The sequence below is a fragment of the Acidipropionibacterium jensenii genome, assembly GCF_005890135.1.
Lineage (GTDB): Bacteria > Actinomycetota > Actinomycetes > Propionibacteriales > Propionibacteriaceae > Acidipropionibacterium > Acidipropionibacterium jensenii.
The window spans coordinates 860108-875415 of the sequence record NZ_CP040635.1 but is presented as its reverse complement, the minus strand read 5'-3'; the positions used below and the strand labels follow the sequence as shown (position 1 = coordinate 875415).

The 15308-nt window shown below is 66.3% G+C and carries 12 protein-coding genes and 1 pseudogene; 7 read left to right on the top strand and 6 right to left on the bottom strand.

Translation table 11 applies throughout. The features are described from left to right. Positions 1 to 46 precede the first annotated feature (46 nt). The 4 genes and pseudogenes from FEZ32_RS03880 (at position 47) to FEZ32_RS14030 (ending at position 4869) form a co-directional block, all read left to right on the top strand. On the top strand, positions 47 to 1537 hold the full coding sequence (locus FEZ32_RS03880; protein ID WP_175415713.1) for an ATP-binding protein: 1491 nt from the start codon (positions 47 to 49) through the stop codon (positions 1535 to 1537). Between the two features lie 37 nt (positions 1538 to 1574). Beyond that, on the top strand, positions 1575 to 2690 hold the full coding sequence (locus FEZ32_RS03875; protein ID WP_138679865.1) for an IS630 family transposase: 1116 nt from the start codon (positions 1575 to 1577) through the stop codon (positions 2688 to 2690). Positions 2691 to 3419: 729 nt separating this feature from the next. Next, positions 3420 to 4334: pseudogene (locus FEZ32_RS14035) on the top strand (replication-associated recombination protein A); the annotation flags it as partial. A 46-nt stretch (positions 4335 to 4380) separates the two neighbouring features. Beyond that, entirely contained in the window at positions 4381 to 4869 is a 489-nt protein-coding gene (locus tag FEZ32_RS14030) for an AAA family ATPase (protein ID WP_276338770.1), read from the top strand. 277 nt (positions 4870 to 5146) lie between these two features. Here the strand turns inward: FEZ32_RS14030 and FEZ32_RS03865 are convergent, their stop codons facing one another. The 6 genes from FEZ32_RS03865 to FEZ32_RS03840 all read right to left on the bottom strand — a co-directional run bounded on the left by FEZ32_RS03865 (position 5147) and on the right by FEZ32_RS03840 (position 11559). Further along, positions 5147 to 6124 carry a hypothetical protein gene (locus FEZ32_RS03865; RefSeq protein WP_138679975.1) on the bottom strand — a complete coding sequence of 326 codons (978 nt, stop codon included), beginning with the start codon at positions 6122 to 6124 and terminating at the stop codon, positions 5147 to 5149. 360 nt (positions 6125 to 6484) lie between these two features. Further along, the gene (proC, locus tag FEZ32_RS03860; protein WP_138679974.1) at positions 6485 to 7279 is read right to left on the bottom strand and encodes a pyrroline-5-carboxylate reductase; all 795 of its coding nucleotides are present in this window, start codon (positions 7277 to 7279) and stop codon (positions 6485 to 6487) included. 19 nt (positions 7280 to 7298) lie between these two features. Continuing rightward, positions 7299 to 7880: a VOC family protein gene (locus FEZ32_RS03855; protein WP_138679973.1), complete on the bottom strand. Its 582-nt coding sequence runs from the start codon at positions 7878 to 7880 to the stop codon at positions 7299 to 7301. A 617-nt stretch (positions 7881 to 8497) separates the two neighbouring features. Then, positions 8498 to 9571 carry a carbohydrate kinase family protein gene (locus FEZ32_RS03850; protein ID WP_138679972.1) on the bottom strand — a complete coding sequence of 358 codons (1074 nt, stop codon included), beginning with the start codon at positions 9569 to 9571 and terminating at the stop codon, positions 8498 to 8500. A gap of 90 nt (positions 9572 to 9661) precedes the next feature. After that, positions 9662 to 10777, bottom strand: coding sequence for an alanine dehydrogenase (gene ald / locus FEZ32_RS03845; protein WP_138679971.1), 1116 nt, complete (start codon positions 10775 to 10777; stop codon positions 9662 to 9664). Positions 10778 to 11046: 269 nt separating this feature from the next. Next, on the bottom strand, positions 11047 to 11559 hold the full coding sequence (locus FEZ32_RS03840; protein ID WP_138679970.1) for a VOC family protein: 513 nt from the start codon (positions 11557 to 11559) through the stop codon (positions 11047 to 11049). Between the two features lie 78 nt (positions 11560 to 11637). Here FEZ32_RS03840 and FEZ32_RS03835 point away from each other — a divergent pair, with 78 nt between their 5' ends. The 3 genes from FEZ32_RS03835 to istB all read left to right on the top strand — a co-directional run bounded on the left by FEZ32_RS03835 (position 11638) and on the right by istB (position 15186). Beyond that, positions 11638 to 12513, top strand: a complete 876-nt coding sequence (locus tag FEZ32_RS03835; RefSeq protein WP_138679969.1) for a helix-turn-helix domain-containing protein — start codon at positions 11638 to 11640, stop codon at positions 12511 to 12513. Positions 12514 to 12706: 193 nt separating this feature from the next. Beyond that, on the top strand, positions 12707 to 14374 hold the full coding sequence (gene istA / locus FEZ32_RS03830) for an IS21 family transposase (protein WP_138679968.1): 1668 nt from the start codon (positions 12707 to 12709) through the stop codon (positions 14372 to 14374). Further along, a complete protein-coding gene (istB, locus tag FEZ32_RS03825; RefSeq protein ID WP_027586303.1) occupies positions 14371 to 15186 on the top strand; it encodes an IS21-like element helper ATPase IstB in 816 nt (271 codons plus the stop codon). The genes istA and istB overlap by 4 nt, the downstream gene beginning before the upstream one ends. Positions 15187 to 15308: the final 122 nt, after the last annotated feature.

The following is a 15308-nucleotide window of genomic DNA, read 5'->3' as shown; positions in this document are numbered from 1 at the left end:
TCGTCGTCAATGCGATAAGCGGCGAGTCCTCGACGGAAGGACGATCGTGAAAATACGCTGGATTGAGATCGAGGGTCTGAGGGCGTACAAGAACCGGGTCCATCTAGAATTCGGGAATTTCACAACACTTACAGGGAAAAATGATGCTGGTAAGAGCACTGTCTTTGCGGCTCTCAGAATGTTCCTAGACTCACATAAGCCTGATCCGGGAGACTATTCAGTAGGTGGCATTGATGAGATACGTGTTTGTCTGTGCTTTACCTCGCTTCCGGAACGAGTAGTGATCGATAGCACCGTAGAGACAACCCTCGAGGAAGAGTTCTTGCTGGACTCTAGTGGAGGTCTAACTGTCGAGAAACGGTGGCAAAAGGGGAAGACTCAACCAACTGTATATGCGAAGTCGCTCCAGCCAATCAAGGACGAATCAAAACCGTTGGTCGCGGCAAAGAACGGTGAACTCAAGCGTATCGCCAAAGACGAGGGTGTTCTTGACCGAGTAAGTGATAAGCGAGTCAATAAGCAGATACGAAGGGCAATCTGGGATAAATGGACGGCGAATTATGAGGCCACGGACGAGGAGGAGTTCGTGGCACTTGATGCTGAGGATGGAAAGCAAATTGCGACATCGCTTGAGCGCTACTATCCAATGTTTGAGCTTTTTGAAGCTGATAGGCAAGGTACAGACTCTGACCAGATCGCTCAGGATCCAGCAAAACTTGCGGTAAAAGCCGTTCTAGGGCGCCGAACGGACCAGTTGGCAAAGCTTTCCCAAGAAATCAGAGAAGAGATTTCTGATCTCCTCGGGAGGGTCGTATCAAAGCTGGCTGAGATTGATCCGGGGTTGGCCGATAGCCTATCTCCCATCGAGACTGAACCAAACTGGGAGAAGGCGTTCTCTGCGGTCCAGTTCGTAGATGACGTAGGTGTAGCACTAAACAAGCATGGAAGTGGCACAAGAAGACTCGTGCTGCTGAGCTTCTTTCATGCAGATATCGACAGGATAGACACCGTAGACTCCGAAAAGTATGATCGTGGTGTGGTGATCGCTGTCGAGGAACCTGAAACAGCGCTCCATCCGGATCTTCAGCGAGAGGCAATTGAAGTATTTCGCGAGATTTCTGAATTCGATGGCCGTCAAGTGGTTATCACAACGCACAGTTCTAACCTGGTGCGAGATCTTCCAATTGAATCGGTTAGGTATTTAGAGGTCGGCAAAAATAGGGAGAGACTGTGGGTAGCAGGAGATGAGAAGAATCCGGCAGTGCTGTTGCGCAAACTGTCTCAGTCAATGGGGATATTCTCCCACACTTCCGTGTCGCAGTTCCTATATGTCGAGGGGAAGAATGATATTGAGTCACTTCGGTATCTTACTGATGGTATCGCAGCTGTCTATCCCGGTATGATAGTGGACATAAGAAAACTAGAGGCGGCTGGGGAACTCTGTTTTATCCCAATGGGTGGATGCGGAGCGGCAGAGCTTTGGGAGAATCGGCTGAACCCAATACGTGCGAAAGGTTGGTATCTTCTAGTGTCCTGAGTCGGAAGTTTCTGGTCAGGATTGGTAGACTCTTCTCATGGCGAGTCCCAGGACTGAACCCGTGCACTTGACCGACGAGGAACGTGCCGTGCTGGAGGGCTGGACACGCGGGCGAACCCTGGCGGCCTGGCGGGCGCGGCGAGCCCGGATCATTCTGGAACTCGACGGTGGGGCCACGATCGGGCGGGCGGCCGAGCTGGTGGGTTGCTCGCGGACCACAGTCGGTAAGTGGCGGTCCCGCTTCGCCGCCGACCGGCTTGACGGTCTGGAGGACGCGCCCCGTCCCGGGCGGCCGCGTGCTGTCACCGACGAGGCTGTCCAGGCCCTGGTCGAGAGGACCTTGCACTCCAAGCCGGCGAACGGGGACCGGGCATGGTCCACCCGTAGCGCAGCGCAGGCCTCCGGGATGAGCCAGTCCATGGTCTCTCGGGTGTGGCGGGCCTTCGGACTGAAGCCCCAGGCGATCGATTCCTGGAAACTCTCGACCGATCCCGAGTTCGTCGACAAGGTCCGCGACGTGGTCGGCCTGTACATGGACCCGCCAGCTGACGCCCTGGTGCTGGCGGTCGATGAGAAAACCCAGATCCAGGCCCTGGACCGGACCGCCCCGATCCTTCCGGTGCTGCCGACCAGCCCGGCCAAGGCCTCCCACGACTATGTGCGTCATGGCACCACGAGCCTGTTCGCCGCCCTGGACATCGCCTCGGGTTCGGTGATCGCAGAGCACCACGCCCGGCACACCGCTGCCCAGTTCATCGGTTTCCTGACCACCATCGACAAGGCCGTGCCCCAGGACTTGGACCTGCACCTGGTCCTGGACAACTACGCCACTCACAAGACCCAGAAGGTCCACACGTGGCTGCTGCGTCACCCCCGGTTCCATCTGCACTTCACCCCGACCTACTCGTCGTGGTTGAACCTGGTCGAGCGCTGGTTCGCCGAGTTGACCTGCCGGAAACTCCACGGTTCGGCACACCGGTCAGTCACCGAACTGAAAGCCGACATCCAAGCCTGGATCAACCAGTGGAACCACGATCCCAAACCCTTCATCTGGACCAAGACCGCCGACCAAATCCTCTCCACCCTCGCGGCCTACTGCACCATCCTCAACCACACCAACGACCAACCAGAAACTTCCGACTCAGGACACTAGATAGCGACAAGGATGGTCCGAATGCCAAGTTGAAGCCCGCTGCTAAAAAATACCTTGACTGGTCGAAAAATTCTAGAAGTAGCAGTGACTTCGTGCACCTTTTGGACCGCCGAGAACTTGAGAACTACTTGACAGAGACTGCAGTAGTTCAAGCCTATGCTGATCTAGGCAATTTTCTGGAGTGGTTCAAGTACTTTCAGAATGGGGATGAATGGAACTACTTGGATATACCAAGAACATGCGCGAAAGCCAGCCTGTCTTGCCGGAATGGAGCGGATTGCACAACATCATTATCGGAGCGCGCAATTAAACGTGAAGAGAAAGATGCGAAGGTCCTGCTTTCTAGAGTCTTTTCCCACGAGTCGGTTGTCCATAACCTGATGGACGGGACCGGTAATGACTTGTCTGTTGCGCTCCGCCAGATATTCAGGTGAGCATGTTGGCGGTGAGGAATAAAGCGCGATCTCGTGCGAGGACTATTGGTCAGAGCGCGTATCCACTCTCGCCGCTCGGTGAATTCAGCGAGGACATGCCGTGATCTGCGATTCTAAGACGTCGATTGCTGAATGACTCATCGGTCTTCGGTGAATCGATTAGGAAGGTTTTGAGTAGTCCATATACGGCAAATTCTGGCAATAATTAGAGGGTGCCGACTGCGGAGTACCGCAAATCGATTTGCGCGCCTCCAGCCGGCCGTCTGAGTCTGTCGCCAGTGGTGTACGGCGACGGATGATGGGGGAGCCTGAGGGGCACTGGAGCGGTCTGCGTTGCCGACCTCACACCGATGTGAGTACCCCGTGTCAGGATCGTAGGGTGAGCCGGAAGAAAGGCCGAGTCATGCGTTCCGATCCGCCCTCACTGTTCGAGGTCGACAACTCCTCCCGACCGTTGGCCGACCGTCTGCGCCCGACAAGCCTGGCCAACGTCGTCGGGCAGGACCACCTGCTGTCTCCTGACGGCCCGATCGGACGGATGGTCGCCGACCACCGGCTCGTCTCGATGATCCTGTGGGGTCCGCCTGGCTGCGGGAAGACCACCATCGCCCGACTCCTGGCCGAGGCTACCGGCCTGGCCTTCGAACCACTGTCGGCCACCTTCTCCGGGGTCGCCGATCTGCGCAAGGTGTTCGCGGCGGCGTCCCGGCGTCGAGAGGTCGGACAGGGCACCCTGCTGTTCATCGACGAGGTGCACCGGTTCAACCGCGCCCAGCAGGACTCCTTCCTCCCCTACGTCAAGGACGGCACGATCATCCTCGTCGGGGCGACCACCGAGAATCCCAGTTTCGAGCTGAACGGCGCCCTGCTGTCGCGCTGTCAGGTCTACGTGCTGAAACGCCTCGACGACCGGGCGCTGGACACCCTGATCGACCGCGCGGAGGCCCTCACCGGGACCACCCTCCCCATCGACGACGACGCCCGCGACGCACTGGTGGCGATGGCCGACGGCGACGGACGCTACCTGCTCAACCTGGTTGAGCAGCTGTTCGCACTGCCGGGCCCGATCGACATGGCCACCCTCACCGAGGTCGCCCAGAAGCGCGCACCGGCCTACGACAAGGCGCAGGAGGGTCACTACAACCTCATCTCGGCCCTCCACAAGTCGATGCGCGGATCCGACCCCGACGCGGCGCTGTACTGGCTGGCGAGAATGCTCTACGGGGGCGAGGACCCGCTGTCTCATCGCCCGCCGGGTGGTGCGGTACGCCACCGAGGACGGCGGGATCGCCGATCCCCAGGCGGTGCAGCAGGCCCTGGCGGCATGGGACGTCTATCAGCGCCTGGGCTCCCCGGAGGGGGAGCTCGCCATCGCCCAGGCCGTCGTCTACCTGGCCACCGCGCCGAAGTCGATCGCGGTGTACCGCGGCTTCGGCGGGGCCCAGCGGCTGGCGCGCAGAACGGGTTCCCTCACCCCGCCCGCCCACATCCTCAACGCACCCACCCGACTCATGAAGAACCTGGGGTACGGGAAGGGCTACCAGTACGACCCCGAGACCGCAGACGGGTTCTCCGGGGCCGACTACTTCCCCGAGGGGGTGGACCGGCCGACGCTGTACCGGCCCACCCGTAACGGGTACGAGCAGATCATCGGCGAGAAGCTCGCCGAGTGGGACAGGCTCCGGGAACGTAAGCGTCGCGGGCAGGGGAACTCGGCTGGCGGATCGGGTCCCAGTTCCGACTGACTTGCGGGCGGGCTGGGGCTACTTCGAGGTTTCGTGCGGCTTTGGCGCCTCGACGGGCTGGAGATGTGGTCGACTTCGGGTGCGTGTAGTGGCCCCAACTCGACCGAACCTCAAGGGCCGGACGGGCCCTCTACGCGGTGCTGCTCAGTCTCAAGCATGAGTGTGGCACCTGCGGTGCTGAGGCTGGAGCCGGACCAGCACGTCCTCCCGCTGGCGGCCGATTTCTCATCTGCGAGGACCGGAGTGGCCGACGGGAGGCTGGCCGTGCAGCGACCGATCACCAATCGCGGTCGTCCCGCGCCTCCGCGTCGAGAATGCGATTGATCGCCTCCATCGAGGGGGTGACGACCTGGTCCACGTACGTCCTCGACGAGAGTTCCGCCTCCTCCTGCCGGCGGTTGTGGTTCTGCTGCGCGTCGCGGCGCATGTGCGCGATCTGCGTCGATTTCCAGCCCTGCAACTTGGTGGCCAGGGCGTGCATCTGCTGGGTGGTGTCGATGACGGTTCTCTCGGCGCCGAAGGGGACGAGATCCAGGACCGAGATCACGGTGGCGATGGTGTCATCGACGACAGGGCTGCCGAGCGCCCTCGACATCACGGTGACCGACGCCTCGGCCAGGTCCGCCGCCGCTGGGCTCGCGGGCCCCTGCTGTGTGCAGCGAGTCATCGCCGCCGCGGTGGACTCGGTGACTCCCGGCATCTCCGCGAGGTGCGCCAGGGCCGTAAGGCATCGTCCTCTCGGGCCGGTCAACGTCGACGGATCGATGAATGTGCACATGTCCGCCACAGCCTGGTGCCGCTTGTTCCGCTCTCCCATCGGGATGCCCCACAGTGCCGCAAGAGCTGCCAGACCTAGCATGGTTCCCAGGCCGTTCCCGCCGGCGATGGACGTTGCGACAAGGCAGGTGAGAGAGCCGGCCACGATGCCGAAGAGCTGGGCCCGGGTGAACCGTCCGCCGTCGCTGAGCGGCGCGAATACCCCCTGCGTCGCCGCAGCGACGGCCTGGTGAATCTCAGCGACGCTGCGGTTGCGGTTCGGGACGCCGATGTGCCAGTCGAAGCCGCCGTTGCTCCGCTGGACGGCTTCGACGTATCCCCATGGTGTGGGCGTCATGGTGCGCCACCCCGACTGCGACTTGACCCGGTCGGAGTTGATGAGCGTCATGACCTGCTCGAGACCGGGCAGCACGGCCGGGACATTTCTCAGGTTCTGGCCCGCACTGGTGTGGTTCATGTGCCGGGGCGCTCCGCTCATCGGACTCTCCTGTGGAGTTGTTGTCGAGGCCACGGCGCGGCGGCCTCCTCATCGTTGATTCCTCGATGATGTCAGAAGGCTGTGACAGTTCTGCGCGGGCGGTGGCCGTCGCCTGCTCTCCTCGGGCTTTGAGGCTCAGCGAGGCTCTACGGCCGACCGAGCAGGAGGTGTGGTCGAGTTTGGGTGCGTGTAGTGCCCCCAACTCGACCAGACCTCAAGGGGCCTGGGCGGCCATGTGCTGTGTCGAGGCCGGGAGTACTCGCATCTACTGCAGCGGCCTTGTCCCGATCGGGCGGGGACCGTCGCCACACCCCGCTGACGGCCGCGGACGAAGGCCGCCGACTACAGGAGGGATCGTCCTCACAGCTCCGAGGCTCGTCGCGAGGCCGCGATGACGGCCTCGGAGAGTCCCGATCGGACGCCTGCCCTCTCCATCGCCCGGACTCCTTCGATCGTCGTGCCGGCAGGGGAGCAGACCGCGTCCTTCAGATCCCCGGGCCCCAGATCGGTCTCGAGCATCAGTTGAGCACTGCCCAGCAGCGATTGCAGCACCAGTCGCCGGGCCACCGGTCGCTTCAACCCCTGCTGCACCCCGCCGTCGGCCAGCGCGTCGACGATGATCGCCGCATAGGCCGGGATCCCTCCCGACAGCCCGGTGACGGCATCCATCAGCTTCTCGGGCACCCACTCGACCAGCCCGATCGTCGAGAACCAGTCCTGGATCGTGGCCTTCTCGGCATCGGTCACGGTGGTCGCCTCCGACATCCCGAAGGCTCCAGCAGCGACCCGGGCCGGGGTGTTCGGCATCACGCGCAGCACCCGGGCGCTCTCGGGAAGGTGGGCGGACAAGGTCTCCACGTCCCAGCCGGCGACGATCGAGACGACGGCCTTGCCGGCCAGCCCGGCACCAGCCTGCTCGAGCACCGTCGGGGCGTCCTGGGGCTTGACCGACAGCAGCACGATGTCGCAGGCCGAGCACAACTCGGCGACGCTTCCGACGGTGGCGATGCCCACCTCGGTGGCGTGCCCACGGGCATCCGGGGAGAGATCCCAGGCCGTCACCTGGCCGGCCTCGAGGGCTCCGTTGGCGACCAGGCCGGAGCCGATCGCTCCGCCCATCTGGCCGAATCCGATGATGCCGAGACGGTGGTTCATGGGGTGTCCTTTCGGGGGATCAGCGCAGTTCGAGGGGGCCGTTGGGGGTCTGGAGGGAGGCCGTGATGGTGGGCACCAGCCCGAATCGGATCGGCGGCAGATCCGTCAGGCCGAGCCCCGCCAGGGCGTTCCCGAGGGCCTGCGGGTTGGGGGTCTCGAACCTCAGGCCCAGCAGCCGGATCTCGTCGAGGGCCGGATTGCTGGCGGGATGGGCAGTCGTCCCCCAGTCGATGAGGAAGGGCTGCAGCCCGCCCAGTGGCAGGGCCGGGTTCATCGAGACCCGCCATCTCAGCAGGGAGCCGTCGGGGGCGGTGCGCGACCATGCCTCGACGGTGCCGACCGCCACCCCAGCGGCGGTCGCCTCGGCCGCCGTCGCCTCGATGTCGGCGGGGTGCATCGCCCAGGTCACCAGGGCCGGCCGCGGGTCGGGTCCACGGCGTCCCACCCCGAACATGGTGTCTTCCGGGGCGACGTCGGGCTGGGCGTCGTCGAGCCCGAGCAGTTCGAGGTAGGAGGGGTTGCCGGGAGTGCTCACGGCCTCGGCGTCGAGCCGCACCAGGTAGTTCTTGGTGCCCCTGCCGGGGTGGCTTCCGCCGAACACCGGGGGACGCCGGTGACCCGGGCGAACTCGTCGACGTAGTCGTCGATGTGGGGGACGAGCAGGACGAGGTGATCAAGAGGAACGCTCATTATGGTCTCCCTCGGGGCCGGACTGATTATCTCGCTCGGGGTCGGTGTTGATGCTGAGGTCTCACGGGGTGTGTGGACTGGTCGCCGAGGGCTGGCGAGGGCCGGCGGGGGCTGGCGAGGGCTGTGGCCCGGCATGGCAGGGGGTGTGGTCGAATTTGGGTGCGTCTACGGCCCCGAAGTCGACCGAACCTCGGTGAATGGGGTCGATCCCGAATCCCGGACAGATGGTTGTGCGGTCAGACGGCCGAGGTGGCCTTTGAGGCGGTGTGGGCCCGGCCCCGAGGCCCAGTGAGGCCCGGAGGCCGGTGGAGCAGGAGGTGTGGTCGAGTTTGGGTGCGTGTAGTGCCCCAAAGTCGACCAAACCTCGGTGGATGGGGTCGGGGAGTGGCTGGAGGGTGGGTGCTGAGGGACTACGGGGTGTGTGGCCTGGCCGGCGAGGACCGCTGTCGAAGCCAGGCCGGGTCCGGAAACCCTCCAAGGCCAGGGCCGCACCAGCACCGAGCAGCCAACCAGCGGAAAAGGAGCCCCTCAGAGGTCCCATCCGATCGTCAGGGGAGCCGGCGCCACCGCCGGCGCATCCAGTGCGCAGTCGGCCAGGAAGCCGAACCGGCGTCGCATCGCCTGGTCGTCGGAGGAGTCGCCGAGGCCCTGCCACCAGGCGCCGATCTCCGCCCAGCCGGGGGCGGCCATCGAGCCGGTGAGGCCGCGCACCGCGAGGCTGGAGGCCAGACTGGCCAGGTCCAGACGCTGCCCCAGCGGCCAGCCGGACAGCGTCGCCCAGGTGAAGGCGGCATCGAAGACGTCGCCGGCCCCGGTCGCGTCGACCACCTGGTCCGCCGGGACCGGGATCGCCCCGACGTGGCACTCCTCGCCGCTGCCGGCGTCAACGGCCCAGGCCCCCGACAGGCCGTCGGTGACGACCACCACCGGCACCGTGTCGGCCAGGTCCCGGGCCGCCTCGCGCGGAGAGTCGCGGCGGGTGAGCCCCATCGCCTCGACGGCATTGGGCAGGAAGGCCCGGCACCAGGCGAGCTCGTCGAGGACCCCGCGGTCCCACCGGCCGGTCTCGTCGAAGCCGATGTCGGCGATCACCGCGGTCCCCGCGTCGGCCGCGGCTCTGGTCCACGACGCGCCCTGCCCGGAATGCAGCTGATCCAGGTCGACCAGAGCCGCCCGAGGAGGGCGGACGCCGGCCAGCAGGTCGTCGGTGGAGACCGGGGCCGGGCTCTGGTGGGTGAACATCCGCCGGTCCCCGGCATGGGTCACCGAGACCGTGACCGGCGTTGTCCAGCCCTCGCAGACCCTCGAGGAGCCCAGATCGATTCCCTCGGCGGCCAGCATCGAGGAGCAGAACCGGCCGGCCATGTCGGCCCCGAAGGTCGTCGCCAAAGATGTGAACACCCCCAGCCGGGAGGCGGCGACGGCCAGATTGGCCACCCCGCCCGGTGCGGTGGCCATCCGGTCGGCCCGGATCTCCTCGCCATTGGCCGGGATCCGGGGCAGTCCCGTCATCACCAGATCCCAGAACACGGTGCCGGTGAGGACGACGTCGACCGGCTCCGCGGCGGCGTCCTCCATGTCATCTGTCACGGGACTGTTCACCCCGGCATTGTGCCGCGAAAGATGGACCGGGATCGATCCACGGCCGCCGGGGCGCTCGGGCAGTAGGGAGACGAGGTGCGTGCGCGGGGTTCAGCCGATGAGGTCTCCGATCGGGGAGGATGCGATCCCCAGGGCCTGACCCACCGGGACGCTGACCAGCTTCCCGTCGTAGGTGGTCAGCCCCCGGGCCAGATCCGGCCGGGCGGTGAGGGCGCCCTGCCATCCGGTGTCGGCGAGCAGGGTGGCGTACCGCAGGGTGGCGTTGGTGAGGGCATGGGTGGCGGTGTGGGGGACCGCGCCCGGCATGTTGGCGACGCAGTAGAAGACGGTGTCGGCGACCCGGAAGGTCGGGTCGTCGTGGGTGGTCGGGTGGGAGTCGGCGAAGCAGCCTCCCTGGTCGATGGCGACGTCGACCAGGACCGAGCCGGGAGACATCGCGGTGACCATCTCGTGGCTCACCAGATGGGGTGTGCGGGCCCCGGGGACCAGTACCGATCCGATCACCAGATCGGCCTCCGTGCAGGCCTGCCCGACTCCCAGCGAGGTGGAGAACTCGGTGTCCACGGCGCCGCCGGTGACCTCCTCGATATAGCGCATCCGCTCCTCATCGACGTCGAAGAGTCGCACCCGGGCGCCCATCCCGATGGCGACCCGGGCCGCGCACAGCCCCACCACCCCGCCGCCGAGGACGACGACGTCGCCCTTGTGGACGCCGGTGCCACCGCCCAGCAGGGTGCCCTTGCCGCCGTAGGGCTGCATGAGGCAGTGCGCGCCGACCTGGGTGGCCAGCCGCCCGGCGATCTCCGACATCGGGGAGAGCAGGGGCAGGGCGTGCGAGTCGGTCTCGACGGTCTCGTAGGCGATCGAGGTGATCCTGCGGTCCAGCAGGGCCTGGGTGAGGGGGCGGTTGGCGGCCAGGTGCAAGTAGGTGAACAGCACCATCCCCTCGTGCATCAGCTCGTACTCCTCGGGGACGGGCTCCTTGACCTTGAGGATCATGTCGGCGCCGTCCCAGACCGCACGGGGGTCGTCGACGATCGTCGCCCCCGCCCGCAGGTACTCGGCGTCGGTGATCGACGAGCCCAGTCCGGCGCCCTTCTGCACCAGGACCTGGTGGCCGTGGTCGGTGAGGGCGTGCACTCCGGCGGGGGTGATCGCCACCCGGAACTCGTTGTTCTTGATCTCGGTGGGGACTCCGACTCGCATCTGCTCTTCTCCTTCGACGAGCAACAACCTTCGACAGCGGTGTCCTGGCGATCATGGCCCGTCCGGCGTCGGTGCCGGAGAGCCGTCGTGCCGCGGATGCGGTCGAGATGCTGAGTCGCGAGGGAACAACGCTCACCGACCACAGTAGTGCCCCGGTCACTCAGAATTCGATGCCCCGGAGACACGATGGCGACCGCCCGCGAACCCTCTCCGAGATCGTCCGGGCTATTCGGCGCTGTGCGCCTTGAGGTACTTGAGGACTCTAGAGATCAGCTCGACGAGTACGACGCGGCCCATTCCGCGACCCGGCGGGAACTCTCCTCCTCGGACAGGTCCTCGACACGGCTCATCACCGACCATCGGACGCCGAACGGGTCGCAGATGCTGGCGTAGCGGTCACCCGAGACGAAGGTGGAGAGCTCTTCGCGAATGGTGGCACCGGCTGCGACCGCTCTCGCGACGACGGCGTCGACGTCGGGTACGTAGAGCCCGAGTGAGTAGCAGGCCTGGTCGGCGTCCGGTGGTGGCACGAGCCGGTAGTCCGGGCTGGGGACTCCCAGCTGGAGCTGTCCGAGTCCGAGGTCGAGGTCGGCGTGAGCAACCTGGCCGTTCATCTCGGTGACGTCGATGACGCGTGCGCCGAAGACGTCGCGGTAGAACTCGATCGCCCCGGCGGCATCGGTCAGGGCGAGGAATGGGGGCAGAGAGGTCACGCCGTGAGGCCGGCCGTCCGTCGTGAATGTGCCGGTGACGCCCCGGCTCGGCGTGTTCTGCTCAGTCATGGCACCCATCGTGCGGCGGGCGCGGGTCCGGCCGCTTGGAGATGCGCGCCACCTTCTCGGCTCGGCTACCGTGGGCCCATGGTCGACCCGTCCCGAGGGGTGCTGTTCCCGTCGCGACTGACCGCGTTCCATCGATATGCGCCCCCACCGGTCACAGCGGATCTGGTCCAGTGGTTCTGGATACCGGAGTGGGATCTCGAACCGGGCGTCGTGTCGCGCCAGACGGTCCTCGGCTACCCGGCGCTGAACCTGGTCGTCGAGCCGCACGGGGTGTCGCTCGTGGGCGCGACGACGCGGATGAGCGAGCGGGTGCTGCGCGGCTGCGGTTGGGCGGTGGGCGCACTCCTGCGCCCCGCGGCGGTGGGCGCCCTGACATCGGACGCGAGCTCTCTGGTCGACGTCGAGCAGCCCCTCAGCGCTCCCACTCTTCACGCCCGGGTCGTCGCGGCAATGGCTGGAGAGGCGTTGGTGGGAGAGCCGGGGGCGGGCCCGGAGGCAGGAGTGCCGGTGGCAGGCCAGGTGGCGGGTCAGGAGGCGGTTGATCATGAGGCGGATGCCCCGGCCGATCGGCATGATCACGCGGTCGACATCGTCGCGCAATGGCTCAGCGACCGGGCGGGCGAGATCCCGTCCGTCGCCCGGCACGCGAACATGATGCCCGACGTGCTGATCGGCGAGGGCGGCGCGAACACCCCCACCGAGGCGGCCGTGCGGCTCGCGGTGTCGCTGCGCACGCTACAACGTATGACGCACCGGTACATCGGCCTGCCACCGGCCGCCATCATCCGGCGTCGACGACTGCAGGAGGCCGCACAACTGGTGCGCGAGCACCCCGACGTCTCCCTCGCGACGATCGCCGCCGATCTCGGCTACGCCGACCACGCCCACCTCACCAGTGATTTCCGCACCGTTCTGGGGTTCACCCCCAGCGGCTACCGCACCGAGTCGTCCTGAGGCCGTCGGCGCGTGAGGCCCATCCCGGCCCGGGGATCACGGGCGGCACCACCTGGTTGTGACAGCTTGGTTTGGCCCCGTTGTGACGGCCTGAATCGGCCCCACGTGCAGCCTGCCGGGGTGTTGACGGTCTGAATTGGCCCCGCCCCTCCACGCTGGTCCCCATCCACTGGTGTGAGGCGAGGAGGCCGAGATGGGGTCACGAGTGCAACTGTTTGCCGACATCCGCCACGACGCGCGAGTCGATGGCCTGTCCATCCGCGAACTCGCGCGCAAGCACGGGGTGCACCGCCGCACCATTCGCCAGGCACTCGCGGCAGCCGAACCCCCGCCCCGCAAGACCCCGGTACGGTCCGCACCACGTCTGGACCCGTACAAGCCGGCGATCGACGAGATGCTCACCTATGACCTGACCGCGCCGCGCAAGCAGCGCCACACCGCCACGAGGATCCTGGCCAGGTTGCGTGACGAGCACGGTGCCACCGACCTGTCCTACTCCACGGTGCGGGACTACGTCCGGGTCAGGCGCGCGCAGATCGATCTGGAGGCCGGGCGGCGGGTGGAGGCGATGGTGCCGCAGGACCACGCCCCCGGCGCGGAGGCCGAGGTCGACTTCGGCGAGGTGTACGTGATCCTCGACGGCGTCAAGACCAAGTGCCACATGTTCGTCTACCGCCTGTCCCACTCGGGCAAGGCCATCCACCGCGTCTACCCGACCGGCGGGCAGGAGGCCTTCCTCGAAGGACACATCGAGGCCTTCCACGCCCTGGGCGGCATCCCGACCCGCCACATCCGCTACGACAACCTCACGTCCGCGGTCGTCCAGGTCATCCACGGCGGCGACCGGCTACGCGACGAGAACGAACGCTGGGTGCTGTTCCGCTCCCACTACGGCTTCGACGCGTTCTACTGCCAGCCCGGCATCGACGGCGCCCATGAGAAAGGCGGCGTCGAGGGCGAGGTCGGCTGGTTCCGCCGCAACCACCTCACCCCGATGCCCGAGGTCGCCACCCTGGACGAACTCAACGACAAGATCCGCGCCTGGGAGCACGACGACAACACCCGCCGCATCACCGGCCATGCGAACACGATCGGGCAGGACCACCACGCCGAGCTGCCCCACCTGGCACCGTTGCCGGCCGATGACTTCGACCCCGGCCTGATCCTCCACCCCCGCGTCGACCGCTCCGCCCTGATCACCGTCCGCATGGTCAAGTACTCCGTTCCGGCGCACCTGATCGGGCAGCGCGTCCGGGTCAGTCTGCGGGCCTCGTGCGTGGTCGTGTTCGAGGGCCGCACCGTGGTCGCCACCCATCCCCGCCTCGGCACCCGTGGCGTGACCCGGGTCGAGCTGGACCACTACCTCGAAGTGCTGCGGCACAAGCCCGGCGCGTTCCCCGGCTCCACCGCCCTGGCCCAGGCCCGCGCCGCCGGAGCATTCACCGCGGCCCACGACGCGTTCTGGGCTGCCGCCCGCAAGACCAGCGGCGACGTGGCCGGGACCCAAGCGTTGATCGACGTGCTCCTGCTCCACCGATCCCTCCCGTCTGACGCGGTGATCGCCGGCATCACCTCGGCCCTGTCGGTGGGCGCGATCAGCCCCGACGTCGTCGCCGTCGAAGCCCGCCGCCACGCCACCACCCACACACCCGCCCCAGCCGCTCCGGCCGGGCGGGGGACGGTCGTGAACCTGCCACCCCGACGCCCCACCAACCCGCACCAGGTCATCGCGCACCTGCCCGAGGACACCCGGCCCCTGCCCAGCGTCACCGCCTACGACGAGCTGTTGCGACGTCGCCAACCCGACCCCGCTTCGGCCACCGCCGAAGCCCATCACCACACTCCGACAGGAACCCCATGACCACCACCAACACCAGCAGCTCCCGTCCGGGCGGTCTTCGTCGTCGTCACGGCCTCACCGAACAAGCCGCCCAGGCCGCGATCGACCAGGCCTGCCGCCGCCTACGACTGCCCACCATCCGGTCCGTCGTCGATGAGGCGATCACCACCGCCACCAAGGAACAACTCACCTACCAGGGCTTCCTCGCCGAGCTGCTCCTGGCCGAGGTCGACGACCGTGACCGGCGCTCTACCCTGCGCCGTATCAAGAGCGCCGGATTCCCGCGCGAGAAGTGGCTGGCCGACTTCGACTTCACCGCGAACCCGAACATCAACCCCGCCACCATCAACGAGCTCGCCACCGGGGACTGGATCCGCCGCGGCGACCCGCTGTGCCTGATCGGGGACTCCGGCACCGGCAAGTCCCACCTGCTCATCGCACTCGGGACCGCCGCCGCCGAGCAGGGCTACCGCGTCCGCTACACCCTCGCCACCCGCCTGGTGAACGAGCTCGTCGAGGCCGCTGACGAGAAGCAACTCACCAAGACCATCAACCGCTACGGAAGAGTGGATCTCCTGGTCATTGACGAACTGGGATACATGGAGCTCGACCGGCGCGGGGCCGAGCTGTTGTTCCAGGTCCTCACCGAGCGGGAGGAGAAGAACGCCATCGCGATCGCCTCCAACCAGTCCTTCTCCGCCTGGACCGACACCTTCACCGATCCACGACTGTGCGCAGCGATCGTCGACCGCCTCACCTACAACGCCACCATCATCGAGACCGGCACCCACTCCTATCGCCTCGCCCACACGCGAGCTCGCCAGACTCTGTGACTCGACGGGTCATGGCGTGGCCATCGAGAGAAGTGCACGGCAGAGAGGCGGCCGAACCGAGTGCCGGTCGACTTCTGGTGGGTTTCTGTGCCACTGCGGGTACTGCACAGGTCCGGGGCATC